Source organism: Bradyrhizobium sp. USDA 326 (genome assembly GCF_049739485.1).
In the GTDB taxonomy this organism is placed as follows: domain Bacteria; phylum Pseudomonadota; class Alphaproteobacteria; order Rhizobiales; family Xanthobacteraceae; genus Bradyrhizobium.
The window spans coordinates 1,755,637-1,776,530 of the sequence record NZ_JBMGQA010000001.1; the positions used below are offsets into that span (position 1 = coordinate 1,755,637).

The 20,894-nt window shown below is 61.0% G+C and carries 14 protein-coding genes and 3 pseudogenes; 6 read left to right on the forward strand and 11 right to left on the reverse strand.

All coding sequences use genetic code 11. The annotated features are described in order from the left end of the window. Positions 1-141: 141 nt before the first annotated feature. From ABIG06_RS08420 to ABIG06_RS08435, 4 genes are all read right to left on the reverse strand, one after another. A complete protein-coding gene (locus tag ABIG06_RS08420) occupies positions 142-1,599 on the reverse strand; it encodes an ABC transporter substrate-binding protein (protein WP_424578236.1) in 1,458 nt (485 codons plus the stop codon). A 659-nt stretch (positions 1,600-2,258) separates the two neighbouring features. Next, entirely contained in the window at positions 2,259-2,606 is a 348-nt protein-coding gene (locus ABIG06_RS08425) for a DUF3088 domain-containing protein (protein ID WP_424578237.1), read from the reverse strand. A 452-nt stretch (positions 2,607-3,058) separates the two neighbouring features. After that, the gene (locus ABIG06_RS08430) at positions 3,059-3,703 is read right to left on the reverse strand and encodes a hypothetical protein (RefSeq protein ID WP_424578238.1); all 645 of its coding nucleotides are present in this window, start codon (positions 3,701-3,703) and stop codon (positions 3,059-3,061) included. 180 nt (positions 3,704-3,883) lie between these two features. Further along, positions 3,884-4,498, reverse strand: coding sequence for an FAD-dependent oxidoreductase (locus ABIG06_RS08435; RefSeq protein WP_424578239.1), 615 nt, complete (start codon positions 4,496-4,498; stop codon positions 3,884-3,886). 257 nt (positions 4,499-4,755) lie between these two features. Here ABIG06_RS08435 and ABIG06_RS08440 point away from each other — a divergent pair, with 257 nt between their 5' ends. The 4 genes and pseudogenes from ABIG06_RS08440 (at position 4,756) to ABIG06_RS08455 (ending at position 7,977) form a co-directional block, all read left to right on the forward strand. Then, on the forward strand, positions 4,756-5,712 hold the full coding sequence (locus ABIG06_RS08440; RefSeq protein WP_424578240.1) for a class I SAM-dependent methyltransferase: 957 nt from the start codon (positions 4,756-4,758) through the stop codon (positions 5,710-5,712). A gap of 44 nt (positions 5,713-5,756) precedes the next feature. Further along, positions 5,757-7,102: pseudogene (locus ABIG06_RS08445) on the forward strand (LLM class flavin-dependent oxidoreductase). A gap of 298 nt (positions 7,103-7,400) precedes the next feature. Continuing rightward, entirely contained in the window at positions 7,401-7,553 is a 153-nt protein-coding gene (locus tag ABIG06_RS08450) for a hypothetical protein (protein ID WP_424578241.1), read from the forward strand. Between the two features lie 54 nt (positions 7,554-7,607). Next, positions 7,608-7,977 (forward strand): annotated as a pseudogene (locus ABIG06_RS08455) (Lrp/AsnC family transcriptional regulator). 337 nt (positions 7,978-8,314) lie between these two features. Here the strand turns inward: ABIG06_RS08455 and ABIG06_RS08460 are convergent. Further along, entirely contained in the window at positions 8,315-8,512 is a 198-nt protein-coding gene (locus tag ABIG06_RS08460) for a hypothetical protein (protein ID WP_424578242.1), read from the reverse strand. 1,421 nt (positions 8,513-9,933) lie between these two features. Between ABIG06_RS08460 and ABIG06_RS08465 the strand changes: the two genes are divergently transcribed. Continuing rightward, positions 9,934-10,248, forward strand: coding sequence for a co-chaperone GroES (locus ABIG06_RS08465; protein WP_025037205.1), 315 nt, complete (start codon positions 9,934-9,936; stop codon positions 10,246-10,248). 47 nt (positions 10,249-10,295) lie between these two features. Next, positions 10,296-11,936, forward strand: a complete 1,641-nt coding sequence (gene groL, locus ABIG06_RS08470) for a chaperonin GroEL (RefSeq protein WP_424578243.1) — start codon at positions 10,296-10,298, stop codon at positions 11,934-11,936. Positions 11,937-12,345: 409 nt separating this feature from the next. On the opposite strand, the gene ABIG06_RS08475 is transcribed toward groL, so the two are convergent. The 6 genes and pseudogenes from ABIG06_RS08475 to ABIG06_RS08500 form a co-directional block, all read right to left on the reverse strand. Continuing rightward, on the reverse strand, positions 12,346-12,576 hold the full coding sequence (locus ABIG06_RS08475) for a diguanylate cyclase domain-containing protein (protein ID WP_424578575.1): 231 nt from the start codon (positions 12,574-12,576) through the stop codon (positions 12,346-12,348). 61 nt (positions 12,577-12,637) lie between these two features. Beyond that, positions 12,638-13,126, reverse strand: a complete 489-nt coding sequence (locus ABIG06_RS08480; RefSeq protein ID WP_424578244.1) for a hypothetical protein — start codon at positions 13,124-13,126, stop codon at positions 12,638-12,640. A gap of 502 nt (positions 13,127-13,628) precedes the next feature. Further along, complete coding sequence (locus ABIG06_RS08485; RefSeq protein ID WP_424578245.1) at positions 13,629-15,377, reverse strand: hypothetical protein; 1,749 nt, start codon at positions 15,375-15,377, stop codon at positions 13,629-13,631. Continuing rightward, positions 15,296-17,131 (reverse strand): AAA family ATPase, encoded by a 1,836-nt coding sequence (locus tag ABIG06_RS08490; RefSeq protein ID WP_424578246.1) that lies wholly within the window; start codon positions 17,129-17,131, stop codon positions 15,296-15,298. The genes ABIG06_RS08485 and ABIG06_RS08490 overlap by 82 nt, the downstream gene beginning before the upstream one ends. A 3-nt stretch (positions 17,132-17,134) precedes the next feature. Then, positions 17,135-18,401 (reverse strand): annotated as a pseudogene (locus ABIG06_RS08495) (metallophosphoesterase family protein). A 276-nt stretch (positions 18,402-18,677) separates the two neighbouring features. Beyond that, the gene (locus ABIG06_RS08500) at positions 18,678-20,774 is read right to left on the reverse strand and encodes an AAA family ATPase (RefSeq protein WP_424578247.1); all 2,097 of its coding nucleotides are present in this window, start codon (positions 20,772-20,774) and stop codon (positions 18,678-18,680) included. Positions 20,775-20,894 lie beyond the last annotated feature (120 nt).

A 20,894-nucleotide genomic window follows, 5' to 3' on the forward strand; every position in this document is an offset into this window, starting at 1 on the left:
CGCGGCCTTGGACTGCTCGTTGAAAATAGCTAGTCGCGGTCGGCTGCGGGTCGCGGCTCATGTCATGGGGGGCACAGCCTGCGCCGACGTATCTCTGCACGGCCTGCCCTCACGCCAAGCTGATCTTAACTAGGCGCGGACTCAGCCGCGGACCCAGACATCGGCGAAATTGCCCTGCACACCGGCGCTGTCGATGGTGTGGCCGACGACGCGCTTGTTGTAGACCGTCACGGGCTTGCTGAGCATCAATGGAAGAACCGGCAGCTCGTCGGCCACGATCTGCTGGAAGCGGTCGATCGACGCCTTGCGCCTGGCCACATCCGCCTCCACAGCAATCTCGGCAAAGAGCCTGTCGATCTCCGGATTTGAGTAGTGGCTCGCATTGGTAAACGCGACACCTTTGCGGTAGTTGTCGCTGGTGTAAAAGCGTTGCAATCCGACCGTGGGGTCGAACATGTTCGTGAACGGATGGAAGGTGAAATCGAAATCACGGTCGGTATAGACACGTTTGAGATAGCTCGGAAAGCTCTGCCCGCGGACGGTCACGTCGATGCCGACCGCAGCAAGCGCGCTCTTGAGCGCCTCGCCGCTGCGCTTGAAATTCTCGCCGAACGGCTGGAAGTCGTGCGTGAGAGCAAAGCGCCACCGTCCCTTCAAGGGGAAGCCGGCCTCGTCGAGTAACCGCGCTGCCGCCTTCGGATCGTAGGTATGGATCGGCACCTTGGAATTGTAGAAGCGTTTCAGGGTCGGACTGACGATGCTGACCGTCCGCTCTCCGAGACCGTACCAGGCCACATTGAGAATGACGGCTGGATCGACCGCATGGGCGATCGCCTTGCGAACCTGAACATTCCTGAGGATGGGATGGTCGAGGTTGAACTCGATGCCGTACAGCGTCGGCGAATATTCGTAGCCGCGTGTCTCCAGACCCAGATGCGGTACCTTCTGGAAGCGCTCAAGATCCAGCGGCGAAACCGGCGTCGATCCACCGAGGTCGAGCTCGCCGGTCTCGAACGCGACGGCGCGCGCCGCACCGTCCGGGATGACACGAACCAGCAGGGCCTCCAGATACGGCCTGGGACTGTCCCAATATTTGGGGTTGCGGACATAGCTGACATAATTGCCCAGGACCCACTCCTTGAAAACGAAGGGACCTGTTCCGATCGGCGCACGGTTGTTGGGATTCTGGAGCAGATCGCCCTTGCCCTCATAGACGTGCCGCGGAACGATCGGGGACTCTCCGGCCGCGAGCGCATAGAGCAAATATGGCGCCGGCCTGGACAGTTTCAGCACCACAGTGTGCTCGTCGACGGCCGCCGCCTCGAGCATGTTTGCGAAGGTGGTGCGGCCGCGCGGGTGTGCCGACTTCAACAGGCCAAGCGAATAGACCACGTCCGCTGCGGTAAAGGGCTGTCCATCGTGCCATTTCACGTTCCGGCGCAGCTCGAAACGATATTGCAGGCCGTCCTCGCTGACGCTCCAGGCCGTTGCAAGCTGAGGCTTGGGCTTGGGATTGAGATCGAAGTCGTAGGCCAGAAGACCCTCGACGACCTTGGTGCTCGCCTGGATTGCCGGCCCCTCCGTCGTATTGAAACACACCAGCGTGGTCGGTTCGGGGTGAATGACGAAGGACAGCCGCCCTCCGGCACGCGGGGCGCCCTCTGGGCTCGCGTGGACGTCGAGACCGCGAGCGCAGCTGCGGTCCCCGCAACGAAGCCTCGCCGGGATATCAGTGTCATGAGCTTTTCCTAAGACCCGGGAAAGCTGACGGGCGATCCGTAGAGCTCGCGCTGCTTGGCGTGGACCGCTTCCGGACTGCGATCTCGACGGCCGGATTCGATATGCTGGCCGCCAGACCGATCCGCAGCCGCTTCTCCTGCTCGGCACAGCTGACTTCCCAATCCACAGAATGCCGAGCAGAGCAAAGCCAAATGCCGCCGATGCAATTCGCAACACCTGACTCGCCGGCCGACCGCCGCGGCCTTGGATTGTCGCAATACACTGTCTTCCTTTCCTCGATATCGATCCTGCCCGCGACCCTTTGCGGCCAGCCTCATGCGCTCTGAAACCAATGAGTAGACTGCCGCGTGAGACGCACGATCCAGACCGCCATCCGATCGTGAGCTCACGCGACAGCCGTTCTGATCGACGGGCCCGCCCCGTATTTGGGCCCCCGGCTCAGAACTCTCCCCCAGGAGATCCAGTCCCTCGTTGTCTTTCTCGGTTGCGGCCTCTGCGATGGCGGCCACCACCCCGGCCTACTGATGGACATGTGGAAAGGTGTAGCGATCAGCGAGATAGCGGAGTATTCGCTCCGAAGCGTCGATGAACCGCCAGCCATTTGCGACTTCCGCATCGTCGGGTACCGGACGGGACTGATCGAACACGAGAACCGGAAGCGACTGATGCTGCTCTCCGAGAAGTTCGACGATCTCGGCTCTCGGTCGCGCAAATGACAGGCGATGCACCTCAATCTGCGTTGCCAGCCCTGGAAACGATGCCAGCAAGCCCTCGATCGCGTTGCAGTGCGGGCAGACGAAGAACCGACCCGGCTGCGCCGAATCTTCAAATCCTGGCTTCAACAGAAAGAGGCGATCTTTACTCATCACCGTTCTCCGAAATACCGGCACCTAGCCCTGCACTCGCCGAGGGTCTACGAAACTTGGTCGTGCTAGCACGGTCGATTTCGTCTCATCGTGCCCCGCACATCGTAGCGCCGGATCGTAAGTGCGAATGATCCTCAGTCAATGAAATGGAAGGAGCGTTGTTTTTCTTGTCCGTCATGTCATCTTCCCCAAGACTGCGATCCCATTTGGACAAGGCTCCGCCATTGGCCGATCGCAGAAAGCGACGGCGGAGAGAGAACAGGTGATATCGTGATCGATCCTCTTGCGAACTGTCGTCTGCTCTGACGCTGCTCGCGTCTGGCGGGATCTTCCCGAGGAGACTGCATCGATGCTAACTCAAGGACTTCGGAAATAGCTTCCAAAGTTGGAGGCAGCTGAGAAACAGACGCATCCACGGTCACGGCGTGTCCAGCTGCTACTTGCACTCTCCTCTATTCCGCCGCGATGGTGTTCGGCGAACGCCAGACAGCCGACGCATACAGCGCCGGCTCGAAGTCGTCGGCGATGGGCCCATTGATTCGCGCCTCATGCGCCGGAAGGTCGTCAAGGAACAGATCCCGGCTGATCCGCGCAACGACGCTCCGAATATCGCGCTTGAAGCTCGGCACGTCGCCAATCGGCAGGCCGAAGCTGACGAACGCTGCGGGATTGAACACGTGGATGTTCCGCAAATAAGGCGCGCGGCCGGGCTCCTTCTCCAGGAATTCATGCCCCGAGCCAAGATAAGGATGTGCGCTCAGACTATCATCCTGCTCGTCCGCAGCCAGCGAAAAGCGGTCTCGCCACAGCAGGATCTCGTCGAAGAAGGCGGCGAGCTCGGGCCGCTTTGCGAGATCGACCTGGTAGCCCGTACCGGCGATGACGAAATCAAATGCAATATCGCTCCGCGGAGTAGTTGCAAGCAGCCGTCGCCCGAACGGCTTGGCTGAGGTCCACGGCGCCGCCAGATGAAGATGGAAGTTTGGGAACCTGACCGCGCGCGCAATTGCATCAGGCGGCGGCGTCGATCCCGCACGGCGGAAGCGGATGGCTTGATGCCAACGGACCGCGTCAGGGAGCGCAACCGTAATTGTCATATGCGCCTGGATATCCACGTGTCCTGATCACAGGCTCTGATGCAAGCTTGTCGCGACGCGCAAAAAGGTGCAGCTCCCTCGCCCCGGCCTCGAGCGCAACTGCTGCGGCATCGAATGCGGAGGCCGCACCGCCCAGCACCGCGACCGATTTGTCGCGCAGCTTCTCGAAATCGATCGCCTCTAACGTATGGGCGTAAAAATCTTTGGCAGATTGCGCGAGAGCACGTCGGGAACGGCCGGACCACCATTACTGGGGAAACCGCTGGCAAGGATGATCTTGCGGGCGGTTTCCGTTCGCACTTCGCCCGCTACGTCGAGATGAAGCCGCAGGTGGTCCTGAACCGGCTCGATACGGAGGAGCTTCGTCCGATAACGCACCTTAATGCCGAGCGTTTTGCGATACCAATCGAGGTAGGCGGCCCAATCCAGGCGGGAAATGCGATCAATTGCTCCATATGCGGCCGCCCCGTGCCGGGCTTCATACCAGGCCTGGAAACTCAGCCCGGGTAAACCGAGCTCGGGTCCCGGCAAGCTTTTCGACGTCCGCAGCTTGTGCATCCGCGCGCTGCTCAGCCACGGGCCGGACGAAGCGGCGTCGCCGGCGGCGTCGACCACTGTGACCTTGCCGATCCCGGCACGGCGTAGTGCAAAGGCGAAAGCGCTTCCGGATTGCCCGCCCCCGATGACGATAACGTTGTGATCAACCGCGTGACGATCCGGGACCCAGTTCTGCGGATCGGGACCAATCAGACGCAATGTCTCGCGAGCCGCGGCGTCGATATCAGACTGAGACATGTTGCACCCGGATTTGTCAGCATCAGATGCGATCAAATCGTAGAAGCGAACGACATTCAGTCAATGAAATGGAATCGGTTTTGTTTGGCAGCCCGCACAACGAACCCACCGCGAGATCACAGCGCGTTGAAAGATTTGCGTCGACAGTGTGGAGCGAGCCAGGAAGCGCGACGAGACATTCGGCCTGCGCGGCAGCTTTTCATTGAGACGATCGGTTCGGGACATCATCTATTCCATGCGCTCCCGCCGCTAGATTCATGCTCGCATCGCACCGAACAACGCAAATACATTTCATCGACATTTCTCGCTCCGACAACATAGAGTTTGTCTCCAACGAGCGCTCTCGACGGCTCGTTGGAGATTTTTGGAAAGCACGATGTCGACCCCCCGGTGTCATCAGCCTTGAACGGGACACGCCCGAGCTTGCTCGCACCTACGAGCAGGCCGGTATCCTCCAGTTTCACCACGGCAAATTCCTCGTCGGCCCGCTGGCATTGAAGTCCGGGGATCGTGTTCTCGACATCGGCGCCGGTACCGGCCGCCTGACCGAATTTGTCGCGGGCCTTGTCGGCCCGGACGGCCGCGTGATCGGCATCGATCCCCTGGAGAACCGGATCGCCATCGCGAGCCTTCGCGTATCGAAGACGCTGACGTTCGATGTCGGCCGCGCCGAAGACCTATCGCGCTTTGGATCCGCAGAATTCGATGCCGTCTACCTCAACAGCGTCTTCCACTGGATCGCGTGCAAGCGGCAGGCGCTGCGTGAGATCGAACGTGTCCTCAAGCCTGGGGGCCGGATCGGGTTGAACGTTCAGGACCCGACCAAACCTCACGAGTCGCGAACTCTGCTTCGCCAGGCGATCGAGCGGGCCGGGTTCGGCGAGAGAAGCGGTGAGCCGCGTCGCGTGCTCGGGGCGACGGACGACGAGCTCAAGGCGCTGTTCGCCGAGACCGGCTTCGTCGATTATCGTAGCGACCTGCGCTCACTCGTCGATGTCCACGGCGACGTCGATTCGGTGCTCGGATGGTCTGAAGCCAGCGCTTTCGGCAACTTCCTCGGCGGCTTTTCCCTGACGGAACGGCAAGCGATCGACGAAGCCTTTGCTGCGCTGGTCGAATCAAAGCGCACTCCGGAGGGACTCCGTCTGGAAAGATATCTGCGTTTCGCATTCGCGCGAAAACCGGGGTCGCAAACCACCCCTTCCGCCTCGTAGCCGCTCCGCCCCTTCCCCGGCAATCGCACCTGGACATTCGAACCATGAGCAATCAACGGCAGCTTGTTCTCAATCTCTTCATCTATCCCGGCGGTCATCACGAAGCAGCGTGGCGCTACAAGGGATCGTCGGCGGGGCGCATTCTCGACATCACCTATTACCAGGAGCTGGCGCAGCGCGCCGAGGCGAGCAAGCTCGACGCCATCTTCTTTGCCGACGGGCCGGCGCTGGCCGACAACGTCCGCTACGCACAGCGCTTTCGTTTCGAGCCGATCACCTGGCTGGCGGCGATCGCCGCAGTGACGAAGCGCATCGGTCTGATCGCAACTGCGTCGACCACCTATACCGAGCCTTACAACCTCGCGCGCCTGTTTGCCTCGCTTGACCATCTGAGCCAAGGTCGCGCCGGTTGGAACATCGTGACGACCGGCGCGCCGCAGGCTGCGCAAAACTTTGGCCTGCCCGAGCCCCCCCCCCGCATCACGAGCGCTACGAGCGCGCACGCGAATATCTCGACGTGATCTCGCGGCTCTGGGACAGCTGGGAAGATGACGCGCTGGTCAATGACCCAGCCTCGGGCATCTTCGCCGATACCAGCAAGATCCACACGCTGGACCATGTCGGAAAGCATTTTCGGGTTCGGGGCCCGCTGAACATCTCGCGTACGCCGCAAGGCCGGCCGGTCTATGTGCAAGCCGGCGCCTCCGATGACGGCCGAGCCTTCGCCGCGCGCTTTGCGGAGGCGATCTTCACGGCGCACCAGACCCCGGACTCGGCAAAGGCCTTCTATGCCGACATCAAGCGCCAGGCCCGCGCCTTCGACCGCGGTCCCGACCAGATCAAGATCCTTCCCGGCATCAGCCCCTTCATCGGCAGCACGCAAGCTGAGGCCGACCGCCTGCAGGACGAGTTCAACGAGCTGATCCAGCCGGAATATTCCCTGACCCAGCTGCGCCAGATGATCGGCGTCGATCTCACCGGTTACGATCTCGACGGTCCCGTCCCCCGCCACCTGATCGACACCGCGAGCGCGCGCGGCGTCGCCAGCCGTTTCAAGCTCGTGGTCGACATCGTCGATCGCGAGAAGCCGACCATCCGCCAGCTGGTGCAGCGCCTCGCCGGCGCGCGCGGTCACTGGGTCATTGCCGGCACGCCCGAAAAGATCGCCGACAACATCCAGACCTGGTTCGAGGGCGGAGCGGCGGACGGCTTCAACGTCATGCCGCCTTGGCTGCCCGGCGGGTTCGATGTCTTCGCCGAACAGGTTGTCCCGATCCTGCGCAAGCGCGGTCTGTTCCGCGAGGACTATACTGGCACGACGCTCCGCGAGCACTACGGCCTCGCCCGTCCCGCCAGCATCTACTCCAACGCGGTGAAGGCGATCGCCTGATACCGCCCCGCACTCAGATTTGGACCCGTTCCGCAAGCCGCTGTACGTTGATTTCACACCTCGCCTGCCACACGCCGACGTGATCGCCCTGCTCGCAGATGACAGATCCGCCCCCCGAACAAGCGCCCCCATGAAAATCGTCCCTCGCGAAATGGCTCCGTGGAATTTCCTGCTCGGACACACGGCTTCGGTACGATCCAACCAAACTGATCGTTGCCAACGGGTAGCGATGCTCAACGTCTTCCTGCTCGTGATAGCCTTGTCGGGTTCTCGCCCTACACCGTTGTCCGGAGTGAACATGAGCTACATCATCTCGCTGCATTCAAGCTTCGCAAGCTGGCTCGAACAAGCACGCGAATGGTTCCAGCGCTCGCTGCGGCCCCATATGGGCCGCCAGGACGGCGAACAGAACGACCTTTACGAGATCTTTTTGTTCGGGCCTCACGGCTAACAATTTCAGGCAAGTGCTAGCGCCGATCCTCCACTGATACCAAAGGTTTTAGTCATGATCGACGCTGCCTTGCAGCTCGCCGACAACGGCCGCCCACTCGATACCATCGATCGCAAGATCCTGACGGTGCTGCAACAAAACGCCTCGCTCTCGGTTGCCGAAATCGGTGGTCGGGTCGGCCTGTCGTCAACGCCCTGCTGGAAGCGCATCCAGCGACTGGAAGCCGACAGGTGATGGAGTTTTATCGGATGGCCGGCGACATCGATTACATGCTGCGCGTCGTTATTCCGGACATGCAGAGTTACGACACGTTCTACAAGAAGCTGATCCACGCGGTACCGCTCAAGAATGTCACCTCGCGCTTCGCGATGGAAAGATCAAGTCGATTACGGCGCTTCCGATTCCGCCGCTGGCGACGGACTAGCTTTGCTCGGCCAGGTCGCAAAGCTGGCTAGGATCCTCTTTTACTCAGTTCTCCCGCGGTGGGATTTCATCGCCTGCGCCGCGCAATCTCGTCAGCGACTGCACGCGTGGCGCGCAAAAGCCGTTCGTGCAGTGTCTCGGAAAACAGCTTCCTGGTGTCGGCCAGCGTGCAGGGCAAAGCGGCTGTCCGTACGGTGACGGGACCTAAATTCTTGGCGCTGGCGGAAGAGCTTGACCTTGAGTGGAGGGACGAGCTCAGGAGCAGGCCTGGAGCGCCAGGAGAGTCACAAGGAGAAGATGGCCGCTCCGCACCGGGGGATTGGACTAGCTGTCTCGCGTCAGGCTTCGCCGGATCTGGAGAAGAGCAGGGTTGGCGGCGTTGCGCGTGGCGCCGGCGGCCGTCCGCGACTTGCTCCAGGTCTACTCTTGAGGTCGTACCTCTGGGCCAAATCAAGCAAGCGCCGCCGGGTGAACGGGTCCGCCTTCTCGGCCAGATCGCGCGCCCGCTGCGCGAAGCCTCTGTAGAACTCTTCCACGACGCCACCCCCGCAACATCACTGAAAGTGAATGTCAGTGTGCGCGCGCTTCGCGTCAAGTGATTTGACGCAGCCGGACAAACTTTCGGGGATCCGCTTGTGTTCGCGGGGCGCATGGAACTATGCTCCGTCTGCAGGGCAAATCCGATGACTGCGCTACTCGAGCCGCAAGCTGTGCCCCTCGTGCGGTAAGCCTCGACGGCCGTGCCCGACGAAATTGGCGAACGGCGGCAGCGCTACGTCTGTCTCGCCTGTCAGGACGATCCGCTGCGCGATCCCGCCGCCCGCAAGTGGGCGGACAGCCCCTGCGGCCTCCGGCCAAGTAGCCTTGAAGGAAATTTGCATCGGTATCCAGGGGAGCTCTCAAGGCCGATTGTCGGAGTGGTTGCTCGTAGGACTCCTCCTTTTTGCCGAATTTATACTGCAACCTATGCGCGACATAGAACTTCGTTGCACTTGCCACTTGGATCGCCTACAGAAAGGGCCGGGAGCTGGAAAATGAATGACAACGCGCCTTCAGCGCGAAGCGATCTGCAGGGACTTAGGTTGATCCGCGCTTTTTTCCGGATACGCGATCAACGGGCCAGAGACCAACTTGTCGAACAAGTCGAAAGGCTCGCCGCGGGCGGGTCGGTTTTGATCCCGTCTTGTTTACCTGATTTCGCCGAGTATCCGGCGGACCCTCTCAGTTAGTCTCTGCACGCCTCCTTCGTCACCAACCCCACATGCCGCGTTCCAGTGCCATTCCCGTCTGCCCTCGTTGCAAGAAGCCGATGACCTTGTCCGCAAGTCGTGATGGTAAGGAAGCCCCTATGTGGCGTTGCTTCAAATGCGAATCTGCCGATTAATCCCGCTCTGATCCAGCGCCGCGACAGGGTTGGGTTTGTGGCTCTGCCTCGCAAGAGCTAACGCGTTGCGCCGATGTCCGGTGTTCCTGTCCGAGGACGAGAAGCGGAACTACGGAAAGAAGCTCGACGGGTGGCGCGTCCAGCGCTTCAAGTCGACGCAGATGCTGTCATCCGTCCATTCTCGGCGGTCGCGGTCTTGCTGCGGCGCGTGGGGCGCCGGTCTTCGCATCGTCACTGCCTCCTCCGCCAAGAAAGAATTGAAAAACATATATCGACGCCGCGGGCATCGCCGAACTGGTGGATGTCGCGACCGTCAGAGGACGTCTATGAGTCCAAGCCGGCACCGGATATCTTCAATTCGTGCTGAAGAAGCTCGATCTCGAGGGCTGCGACGAGATGGCGATCGTTAACGAGTAGCCGATCGCGCGGCGGGAGTGTCAATTTCTTCTGCTAGAACCCTTGCTCCCGCAAAAATCCTGTCCTATCTCACTTTCGCCAGCGTTAGCACTCGCGGGCATTGATTGCTAACAAACCCTAAAATCTCCATCTCGTCCAAATGTTTAGGAGGACTGCATGAAATTCCGTCCGCTTCACGACCGCGTCGTGGTCAAGCGCATCGACGCAGAAGAGAAGACCGCTGGCGGCATCATCATTCCCGACACTGCCAAGGAAAAGCCCTCCCAGGGCGAAGTCGTCGCCGTTGGCCCCGGTGGCCGCGACGAAGCCGGCAAGCTGATCCCGATCGACCTGAAGGTCGGCGACCGCGTGCTGTTCGGCAAGTGGTCCGGCACCGAGGTCAAGATCGACGGCCAGGACCTGCTGATCATGAAGGAGAGCGACGTGATGGGCGTTCTCGAAGTCAGCGAGTCCAAGAAGAAGGCGGCTTAAGAGCCCCTCTCCTCCCTCCAGTCAAACTCACCTAAGGAAAACTCCAGATGGCAGCCAAAGAAGTCAAATTCTCGGTTGAAGCGCGCGACAAGATGCTGCGCGGCGTCGACGTTCTCGCCAACGCGGTGAAGGTCACGCTCGGTCCGAAGGGCCGCAACGTCGTGCTCGACAAGTCGTTCGGCGCTCCCCGCATCACCAAGGACGGCGTCACCGTCGCCAAGGAGATCGAGCTCGACGACAAGTTCGAGAACATGGGCGCGCAGATGGTGCGCGAAGTCGCCTCCAAGTCCGCTGACGCGGCCGGCGACGGCACCACCACCGCCACCGTGCTCGCCCAGGCGATCGTGAAGGAAGGCGCGAAGTCCGTCGCCGCCGGCATGAACCCGATGGACCTCAAGCGCGGTATCGACCTCGCGGTCGAGGCAGTGGTTGCGGACCTGCAGAAGAACTCCAAGAAGGTCACCTCGAACGACGAGATCGCCCAGGTCGGCACCATCTCGGCCAACGGCGACCAGGAGATCGGCAAGTTCCTCTCCGACGCCATGAAGAAGGTCGGCAACGAGGGTGTCATCACCGTCGAGGAAGCCAAGTCGCTCGAGACCGAGCTCGACGTCGTCGAGGGCATGCAGTTCGACCGCGGCTACATCTCGCCCTACTTCGTCACCAACGCCGACAAGATGCGCGTTGAGATGGACGATGCCTACATCCTCATCAACGAGAAGAAGCTCTCCTCGCTGAACGAGCTGCTGCCGCTGCTCGAGGCCGTGGTGCAGACCGGCAAGCCGCTGGTCATCGTCGCCGAGGACGTCGAAGGCGAGGCACTCGCGACCCTGGTCGTGAACCGTCTCCGCGGCGGCCTGAAGGTCGCGGCCGTCAAGGCTCCGGGCTTCGGCGATCGCCGCAAGGCCATGCTGCAGGACATCGCGATCCTGACCGGCGGCCAGGCGATCTCGGAAGACCTCGGCATCAAGCTCGAGAACGTCACGCTCAACATGCTCGGTCGCGCCAAGAAGGTGATGATCGACAAGGAGAACACCACGATCGTCAACGGCGCCGGCAAGAAGGCCGACATCGAGGCGCGCGTGGCCCAGATCAAGGCGCAGATCGAGGAGACCACCTCGGACTACGACCGTGAGAAGCTCCAGGAGCGTCTCGCCAAGCTCGCAGGCGGCGTCGCGGTGATCCGCGTCGGCGGCGCGACCGAGGTCGAGGTGAAGGAGCGCAAGGATCGCGTTGATGACGCGATGCATGCGACCCGCGCGGCTGTCGAGGAAGGCATTCTGCCGGGCGGCGGGGTCGCCCTGCTCCGCGCTACCGAAGCGCTCAAGGGCATCCGCACTAAGAACGACGACCAGAAGACTGGCGTCGAGATCGTGCGCAAGGCGCTGTCCTGGCCGGCTCGCCAGATCGCGATCAACGCCGGTGAAGACGGCTCTGTCGTGGTCGGCAAGATCCTCGAGAAGGATCAGTACTCCTACGGCTTCGACTCCCAGACCGGCGAGTACGGCAACCTCGTCTCCAAGGGCATCATCGACCCGACCAAGGTCGTGCGCACCGCAGTCCAGAACGCCTCCTCCGTGGCGGCGCTGCTGATCACCACCGAGGCCATGGTCGCCGAGTTGCCGAAGAAGGCCGCTCCCGCGCCCGCCATGCCTCCTGGCGGCGGCATGGGCGGCATGGACTTCTGATCCAGCCGTTCCGGCGAACGACCAAATGCGCCCCCCGGCAGTGATGCCGGGGTTTTTGTGCGCTCTCGCAACTTCCACTTCGTCATTGGGCTCGCGCTACGCGCGCCCCGGAAATGACGATCACCTTAACCGCCAACGCTGCCGAGTTCGGATCGTCGGCCAAGTTCGGCATGATCTATTTCTCCGTTGCCGCCAGTGGCGATCGCCGGACGGATTTGAAAGGTAGTTCGGTCGGCGCGATAGTTTGGGAATGTCAACCGGCGGATTTAAAACCGCCGTCGCGAACGATTTTCTGGCCACAAACTCGAGCGATGGCCCTTTGGTTCCGACGATTCTTAGCACGCGGGGCTCAAGATATTCGTAGTACCCCTATCGCCTCGGCAAAAGCTGCAGCCGCGAGCGACTGCCTTCAGGCTCGTATCGAGCCGGGCCAGGCGATCACTTGTCCTGACATCACAAGCCGACCGCGTCCACTCTCTTTGGCGGCGTAGAGTGCCTTGTCTGCAGCCCCTATCAACGACGTGCAATGCACCTTGTCGCTGGCGGGCAAATGTGTCGCGCCGCCAAGACTCACGGTGACCCGCTTGGAAGGCGGGTTGAGCGCGGGCAGGATGCCGAGGTCGTGGATCGCCTGCTGGATCCGGGTTCGCCAATCCCGTCAGGCGTCCGAAATGGCGAGAACAGCGAGCCGGTCTTGCAGATCATTGTGCTCTGTCATGTCGCGTGAGAGCTGCGCCACCAAGTGCACCGATGAGGCCGACGACCACAGCCGTGCGCGTTAGCGCGGCTCTGCGCCAGGGCGCCAGCACGTCATCCTGCGATTGCGTGGCGACGACGATCACAGGGTAGCGATTACTCAGCTGGTAGAAGCTCAGGCGCTGGACGCCATCGAGGGGCGATTGGAAATAGTAGGCCCCCGCGGCAGGCCGCTTGCGGAGATTCCTGAAAAGCGCTGCGTCAGACAGGTCACTGCCGGTGAAGTTACCGTCATCCGGGCTCCGCGCAAGCATGATACCGTCTGTGCTCGCAAAAGCGATGCAGCCGTTACGGCCAACGTCGAACCCGCGATAGAACTGCAGGAAAAAGGCGACATCGATCGTCGTGAGAGCGACGCCGGCAAAGCTGCCATTGGGATGATTGAAACGTCTGGACGCCGTGATGACCCATTGGCCACGGGATCTGCTTCGCACCGGCCGTCCAATGAAAGTTCCACGGTCGGCAGAGCCGCGATGATGCTGGAAGTATTCGCGGTCGCTGTTGTTGAGCCCGCGAAATTCACGGGCTCGTTAGTCGCCAGCCAGCGGGGCGCAATCACGCGCTGCTGACAAGCGGCAATCGCGTTCCCATAGGACAAGATGGCGTGTGGATCGACCAAAGGCCCCTTCTTTCGACGATAGCTTTCGATCTACGGAGCTCCTCTTCGAGGAAGGCTGAACCTGGCATCGCACGAGAAGGCGGATCTTTCGAAAGTGGCAACTTCGAGAGATCTGCTTTTCGTCCATAGAGTAAGTATCCCCCGGCAAAGCAACCCTTGCAGGGCTCGAACTCTAAGGTCTCGCAACCACCCATTGATCGATGCTCTACATAGGAGGTCACCCGAGCTACCTTTGCTTCATTCGCTCCCATTTCTGGAACGATACAAAATATGGCGAGGTTACTGTGACCCTTCAGCTACGTCAGCGCCAGCAACGCTCAGGCGAACTCATGTTGACATGTCGCCACGTCCAAGCGATGCAAGCGCGCGGTCGGACACACCCGTCGGGCGATCTCGCACAGATGCTGATGATGGGTGAGGTAGATGACCTGTCCGGCCTGCGCCATCTCGGCGAACAGGCGGAAGGCTTCCTCGGCGCGAAAATCGTCGAACGTCTCCATGATGTCGTCGGCGACGAACGGCACAGCGCTGCGGGCACGCGTGAACTCGTCATATCCGGCAACCCGAAGCGCGAGGTAAAGCTGAAAGCGCGTGCCCTTCGAGAGTTCGTCTGCCGCTTTAGAGCCACCCGCAGCGGAAAGTGCGATGAGCGACTCCCCGTCTTTGCCGGGCTGCGCAGCAAGCCCCGTATAAGCGCCGCGGCTAATGGTGCGGAACGCCGCCGAAGCGCGCATCATCATAGAGCTGCGATGGCGCTCACGATAAGCGGCGAGCGCCTGCTCCATCGCCGCGATGCCAGCGCGGAGCTGGAGATAGCGCGTCGCGCCGTCCTCAATCTCTAGCAGCGTCGTGCGGCGGCGCTCTTCAATGGCAGCGACCGTGGCATCACCGCCGATTGCCTCGACCCCGTCTTTCGCCGCCGACCATGCCGCGAAAAGCTCGTGGCAGCGCGTGTCCTGGTCTTCGAGGCGCGCCTTTAGCTCGATCAACTCCGCCTCCAGCGCCGACCGATCCGCCGCATCGAGTGCGGCCTCGGCGCCGACGAGATCGGGCGTTCGTACCGCCTCGAGGATGTCGCGCTGTGCATCTTCGGCCTGCCCGCAGAGCTCGGCGCGCCGCGTGACGTCGGACAGCTTATCCGCCACCGCCGCCAGCGAGGTGACGCCGAAGAAGGCGATCATTCGATGCTTATGCTCCTTGTGGATCGTTAATCTTTCGATGAGAGAGCGCTGCCGTGCTTTCGCCTCCTCCAACCGATCAATAGCCCTCTTCCGGCGATCACTCTGGGCATTTGCCTCTCGGACCTCCTCGCCGATGCGCTGCGCCAGTTCGAGGGCAGGTGCCGGACTAGTCGGGACGCCCAACACGTCCGCCAAAGATATCACCTCGTCGCGAAACGCTGCCTGATCCTTCTCCATTTTCTCAATGCGATCGACCAGGCCTGCCCGCTTTTCAAGTCCCGGCGCGAGATCAGCTAGCGCGACAAGAACCTCGCGGACCACGCCGATGGCTGGCACCTCGGGCGCCTCGCCGAGCCAGCAGGTACGGCAGGTCGCGGACCATGCCTTGGCCCAGGTCCGGTCCTCGGCTTGAGCCAGCTCGGCCGCACGCTCGCGTAAGGCGACGTTACGCTGGCGCTCGTCCAACTCGGCGCGTAGGCGGCGCAGCTCGGCTTCACGGTCGAGCGCCGCCTCAGCATTGGCGAGCAGCGCGTCGAAATCCGCATCGGCCTCCTGCAACCGGCCGGTCCGAGCGAGCGCAGCGCGCAACCGCTCCGTTGCGGCGCCAGCATCCGATTGTGCTGCGCGCAGATCCCGCGCGGCAGTTCGGACAGCTTCCCGCGCTTCGAGCGCTCTTTCACGACGGGCGAGCCAATCCTCAATCTCCGGCAAGGATGGCACCGAAACGAAGGAGGTTGTCATCGCGAGGACCGCTTCCGCCACTGCAACGTCGAGGTGTCCCAGCGCCGCGGCAGCACCGTCCTTCAGCTCGACGGCGCGCTCAAGGTCGGCCCGCGTGACAGCCAGCGCCTGCCCGCCCTGGTGCAGCTTCGCCAGCTCGGACATGTGCGAGAACCGGCCGGCGCTAATGATGTCGTCGTGACGCATCGCTGCTTCGAAGGCAACGGCCGATTGAGGTCGAGAGCGTGCCGATGCACGGCCCAGGCCTGCTCGCGCCGCGTGCGAATCTCTGCGGCCTCCTGGTCGGTCACGACTCCGGTTACGGAGGCCAGACCTACCTGTTCCGCCTCGATATGCCGAATCTGGGTCGTCAGCCGCTCAATCTCGCTCTGATGCCGAGCAAGCACCGCCTCAGCGTCGCCACGAGCCGCTTTCCAGCGCTGCACCTTGTCAGGACCGGGGCAAGGCATGCTGACGAGATCATCTGCCGTCCCTTGCCAGGGGCGCAGCGTCGAGAGGCGATCGGCGAGCGCCTCCAACGCGGCGGCACGGGCTCGGTCGGCCAAGCGGCGCCGCACATCGTGATCGGCCGAACGCAACGCCTCGACGGTGATCGCAAGCTGCGGCATCGCGCGGTCTCGCTCTTGCGTGGCATGCGCATCGCCACCGCTCTCAGGCACCCGTTCCGCAATCTCGCCGAGGCAACGGCGCGCCTCGGCGAGCTCCGCAGCGGCGTTATGGATTGATGCGTCGATGCCCGAGCGGGCTTCGATCAGCTCGCGCAGTCGGCCGACGGTGGCTGCGGTTAGCACAAGGCGGCGGGGCTCCGTCTCCCCTTCGCGCTCGACCCGTTGCAGGATCACCGAAATGGCGCGGTCGATCTCCCGGAGTTGCAGCCGCCTCTCGGGAACATCCTTCTCCGCAGTCACATGGCGTGCTCGCAGTTCCGCGAGCCGTTCCATGCGTTCGGCGAGCCGCAGGGCAGCCTCGTTCACCACGATCGCCGCGATCTCTTCCGCAAGCCGGCCGACTTCGTCGTTGATGGCGTCCATCTGGACGCCGAGCTCGATCTCCTCCCTCTGCAACCCGGGCACCTCACTCGTCCAGCCAGGTGGGGCCTCGGGTACATCCGCAAGCGGAGCGAGGCGCTCGCGGATGCCGCGCAGTGCCACAAGCCGTGGCATTGCGACGAGATGGCGCTGGATCTCGTCAATGCGTCCACGAGTGCGGGTGCGTTCGGAGACGGCCTCATCATAATGCGCCTTGGACCGATCCCTAATTTCAACGAGCCGCGCGTGATCCGAGGCCAGAGTGTCGAATCTCTCCCGCTCTGCCTTCAGCTCCACGAGCCGCGTCTTGAGGTCCACGAGCGCGCCGCTGCGTGCCCGCAATCTGTAGAAGCCATCTGCCTCGCTCCTGAGATCGATGAGCCTTTGGCTGAGATGAGAAAGACCTGCGCTCGCAGAAAACAGCAATTGTCCGAGATCGCCCTTACTTGCTAGAATGCTTTCGCCACCCTTCTCGAGCGTCTCGTCGTCAAGCGAGAACATGGTGCGATAGGCGTCACGGTCGATGCCGCTGAGTTCGCCGCGAATTGCGCTTTCCGGGATAGGGCGATCATCGGCGTCAAGCAGGCTGTTGTGCGGACGTTTGATGCGCGCGAAGTCCCGCTTTTCGGCACCGAATTCCAGTGTTCCGCCAATCCGCATGGTGGAATAGGGATGGAGAAAATCGAACGGACTCTGCGTCGCAATTCCGAACAGCAAGTCGAGAAACGCGGTAAAGGCGGTCGATTTGCCAGCCTCGTTCGGTCCGTAGATGACATGCAGGTCCGGCTGATCGGTGGGCCGCTCGCCGAAATCGATACTGTGGTCGGTGAATTTCCCGTACCGGGTAAGGTCGAGGCTGCGCAGGCGCATGTCTTAGCCGCCCTGTCCGGCAGGCTGAAGGCGCGCCATCACGCTTTCCGCTCCGTCACGCGCCATGCGCCTGAGCGCCTCCCGAAACGACACCTCGTCAACCCCGAAGGTGTCGCGGATTTCCGGGGGGAGCTGCGCTCTTATCTCCTCAGCCATGTCGACGAGTTCGTTCTGAAAGGCGTCGGAGGCGAGTATGTCCTCCTCGATCACGCGGTGGAGCTCGAAGAGCGGATCCTCGGATGGCTCCTCCTGCCGCTCGGTCGGACGGCAGAGGATCTCCAGCTTCTCAACCCAGCAGGTCCCGATGACCGAGGCCCTGTCGTCCGCCTCCGCCTTCAGCAGATCCGTGTCCCGGCGAATCCGCCAAGCCAACGGAGTTACTCCCTCTATCCTAATGCGCGCGACGAGATGATCTGAACTAACCTCGCTGCGCTTCCTTCCCAAGGCACGCGATATGGCAGACACTAGTTCGCGCCAGTTCTATTCGGTTCGCATCCACCAGAACGCGCTCGAACTGCGCGATGCTGGTGGTGCGCTCTTCGATGTGAATCGAACGATCGTCCTCGATGATCACAAGCGTCACGGATTTCGGGCCAGCCTCGCTGATGTCCCGGCCCTGCGGCATGCCCGGCATCACGATGGCGCACGCCCCTTCGATGACCGAACGCTTGTGTACATGGCCGAGCGCCCAATAGCGAAAGCCCGTGGCGGTCAGATCAGCAATGGTGCAGGGAGAATAGAGGTCGTGGCCTAGCGCACCCCCGAGGCTGGTGTGCAACACGCCGATGTTCACCGCCCCCTCGATAGCCGGCTTGTACCTGCCAAGCAGGCTCTCGGGTGCATGCGGCTGGGCGAAGCTCAACCCATGGATCACGATCGGGGTGCAGCCGGGCGCGCGATTGATCTCCACGGCCTCAGCGCGTCCCGTGAACACCTTCACCGAATCGGGCAGCACCAATTCCTTCGTGATTTTCGAGATGGCGTCGTGATTGCCGCGGACGATGAATACCTTGATACCCACCGCGTCCAGGCGCCGAAACTGCTCGGCGAGGAATCGCGCCGTCTTCATCGAAGTCTGCTCGCCATCATAGAGATCGCCGGCGATCAGCAGAGCATCGACCTGTTCTTCAAGACACAGATCGATAATCCGCACGAAGGCTCCCCGCGTGGCATTACCGATCACATCCGCCAACCTCCCGTCGCGGAGCGCGAGCGAGCGCAGCGGCGAGTCTAGGTGGACATCCGCAGCATGGACGAATCGATATGCCACCACTCAGTTATCCCCAGTTGCATACTCGGAAGCTTACGTTCCAATCAATACCCATGATATTGGAATGTTTGGACATGGTCAGGATATCCGTGGAAATCTACGGAAGCGCAGCGTCGTCAATCAGGAGGAAGAAATGGGTGGGAGCCGATTGATGACGTCTTGGAATGGTCAAGAAGCTCTTGCCCTGGAAACAGGATGCCCTACTTCTCGCGATCAGCAATGAGCTTATCGAGGTTGATGTCAATGAATTGCTAGCACCGGTCAACTCCACAAGGTCTATTGGATAGGTGGCAGCATGCGAACGCATTCATCAATGACATACTCGGGGATGCTCTCGAACTTATGCGGATTGAGCTGCATCACGTACTCATTCTCGATGTGGTACGACTCGTTGATAAATTTCCGGATCACATCATCGTCGTGTTCGATGTTGAAAATCCGGAACAGCTGGATTTTCTCGTAGCCGACATCCGTGGCCGCGAATTTGGCGCGGATGGCGTTCACGTCGTTCACCTCGGCGACCAGCGCATCATAGTTGAACCCTGCTAGGTGCTCTTTTCGGATACTTTCCTCCGCTGCCTGTTTCTCTTCCGGGGTCATGTTCCGGTTTTCAGTTGCCGTCTGCAGCGTGGGAACGACGCGGCCTTTGAATAGGCTTGCCAACAGATTGTACTCCACGCCGACTTCATCACGCAGTTCATAATCGCGCCGGAGATAAATGGCCTGCAGGATCGGGTCCTGCAGCGTGGCGATGTTAGCCCTGCAGACCCTGGCAAAGGTCTGGATGTCTTCCCTTGCGATCGGCACTTCTTTCACAATGCCGCCGCGCGAAGAAAGAAAAGATGCCGATGGTTTTGCCCCCTGAAACACCTCCTTGGTACTTTTGATAACATCGATGGCAGGCTCGATGTCGTGGGTCAGCAAAAGCGTGGTCCGCCCTCTCAGGCTAGCCTTGCCCTGGAACAGCTCGTGCAGGATGGCGAACTTCTTGCTCTTGTCGAACGACGAAATGGGGTCGTCCAGTACCACCAAATCCGGACTTTCGCTCAGCACTTGGTGCATGAAAAGAACCAGGGCGAAGGCGTTCTTTTCGCCGTAGCTCAGATGCTTGGACGCAGCTTCCAGATGACCGGCTAGATCCTGGTGCACCAGCTTCATTTTGTAGGATTGTTCCTCCGGAACGATCTCAACGACGTATTTGTACCCGGCGGACTTCAGGAACGTGTTGATGCTGACTTGGTTGGCCTCTATCGCCTTCTTGATCTTCGCCTTGTGCTTGTTGACCTTTCCGGTCAGGTCGCCAACCTTCGTAAGCAGGTCTTCAAGCTGCGCATTGACAGGATCTGTGATGCTCCGGGTCCCTGGGGAATCGAGCTTGTCCATGAGCGCTAGGTCGATCTTCAGCGGGGTGATCTTCTCACGGATTTGGTCCACGTCTCGCAGAGAGAAAAAGGAGATGGCCCGGAGACCTTCCAGCTGGGTGATCATGCCGTCGATCTCAGCCTTGAGGCTCGTAAGGAAACTTACCTCGGCGGCGGTCAGGTCAATCTTGGTTTTCGTTACCTTCTGCAGATTTTCGCAGCACTTCTCGCTGAAATATTTGCCGAGCCTTTCGATGACCGCCTTGAGCGCATTGAGGTGGCCGACCGCCGTGGCGTCGAATTCCTTCTCGACTGCGAGGGCTGCGTCTTTCTGCCCCTCACCAACAAGCGGGGTGGCGCAATAGGGACAATTGTCGCCCAGCTTTAGATACTCGTTGCCTTTGATCTGCCAGCTGATCCACTTGGACGGCTCCTGGCTTTTGATAAAAGTCTCGAAGGGCTTCAGTGCCTCAGGAATATTTTCGGTCTTATTACCGGTACCGAAAGCTTTATGAATCTTGCTGTTCTTCGGAATGTTGCCGGGCTTCGATTTGCCGAACGCATCCCGCAATTCCTTGAAATCGGAAGTGGCCTGCTCGATTTCTGTATTGTTGGTGAGCGTCTGCTTCACGCCAGCCAGCAGAACGTCGATGGCGTCCATCGCAGCGACATAGTCGGGCGTTTTGATGAAGATGTCGAAGCTGTTCTTAAGGACTTCGTCTTTCTGGAAAACGAACTGCTGGACGTAATCCTCATCGAAGACAAGGGCGGAAGCTAGACCGTCAATACCCTGCACAGACGGCGGCGGTGCATCCGCCTTGCCTCGGCTTTTGAAGGGCATGAGGTCACCGAGCGTACCATCTCCGCGAATTTGGCTGACAACGGCCTTTGCCAAGGTACTTTTGCCAAGGCCGTTTGGCCCGTATTTGATGTTGAGCGTACCTTTCAGCACGTTGATTTCGGCACGATCCACGCTGTTACAGTTAGTGATGACAATAGTTAGCTGGGTCATGCAACGTGCTCCGGTTCCAGAGAGGAGGGACTATGAACCAAAAGCTCCGACTTGCGCGCAGCAGGTAAACTCAATCCCCAAGAAAACTCAAAGTTATCGGCGGAGATGGCGGCTGTGGGA

Coding starts and splice junctions, on each gene's coding strand:
- ABIG06_RS08500 (WP_424578247.1), bottom strand. CDS start 20,774: ATGACCCAGCTAACTATTGTCATCACTAACTGTAACAGCGTGGATCGT.
- ABIG06_RS08465 (WP_025037205.1), top strand. CDS start 9,934: ATGAAATTCCGTCCGCTTCACGACCGCGTCGTGGTCAAGCGCATCGAC.
- ABIG06_RS08425 (WP_424578237.1), bottom strand. CDS start 2,606: ATGAGTAAAGATCGCCTCTTTCTGTTGAAGCCAGGATTTGAAGATTCG.
- ABIG06_RS08490 (WP_424578246.1), bottom strand. CDS start 17,131: ATGCGCCTGCGCAGCCTCGACCTTACCCGGTACGGGAAATTCACCGAC.
- ABIG06_RS08485 (WP_424578245.1), bottom strand. CDS start 15,377: ATGTCCGAGCTGGCGAAGCTGCACCAGGGCGGGCAGGCGCTGGCTGTC.
- ABIG06_RS08440 (WP_424578240.1), top strand. CDS start 4,756: ATGCTCGCATCGCACCGAACAACGCAAATACATTTCATCGACATTTCT.
- groL (WP_424578243.1), top strand. CDS start 10,296: ATGGCAGCCAAAGAAGTCAAATTCTCGGTTGAAGCGCGCGACAAGATG.
- ABIG06_RS08430 (WP_424578238.1), bottom strand. CDS start 3,703: ATGACAATTACGGTTGCGCTCCCTGACGCGGTCCGTTGGCATCAAGCC.
- ABIG06_RS08435 (WP_424578239.1), bottom strand. CDS start 4,498: ATGTCTCAGTCTGATATCGACGCCGCGGCTCGCGAGACATTGCGTCTG.
- ABIG06_RS08450 (WP_424578241.1), top strand. CDS start 7,401: ATGAGCTACATCATCTCGCTGCATTCAAGCTTCGCAAGCTGGCTCGAA.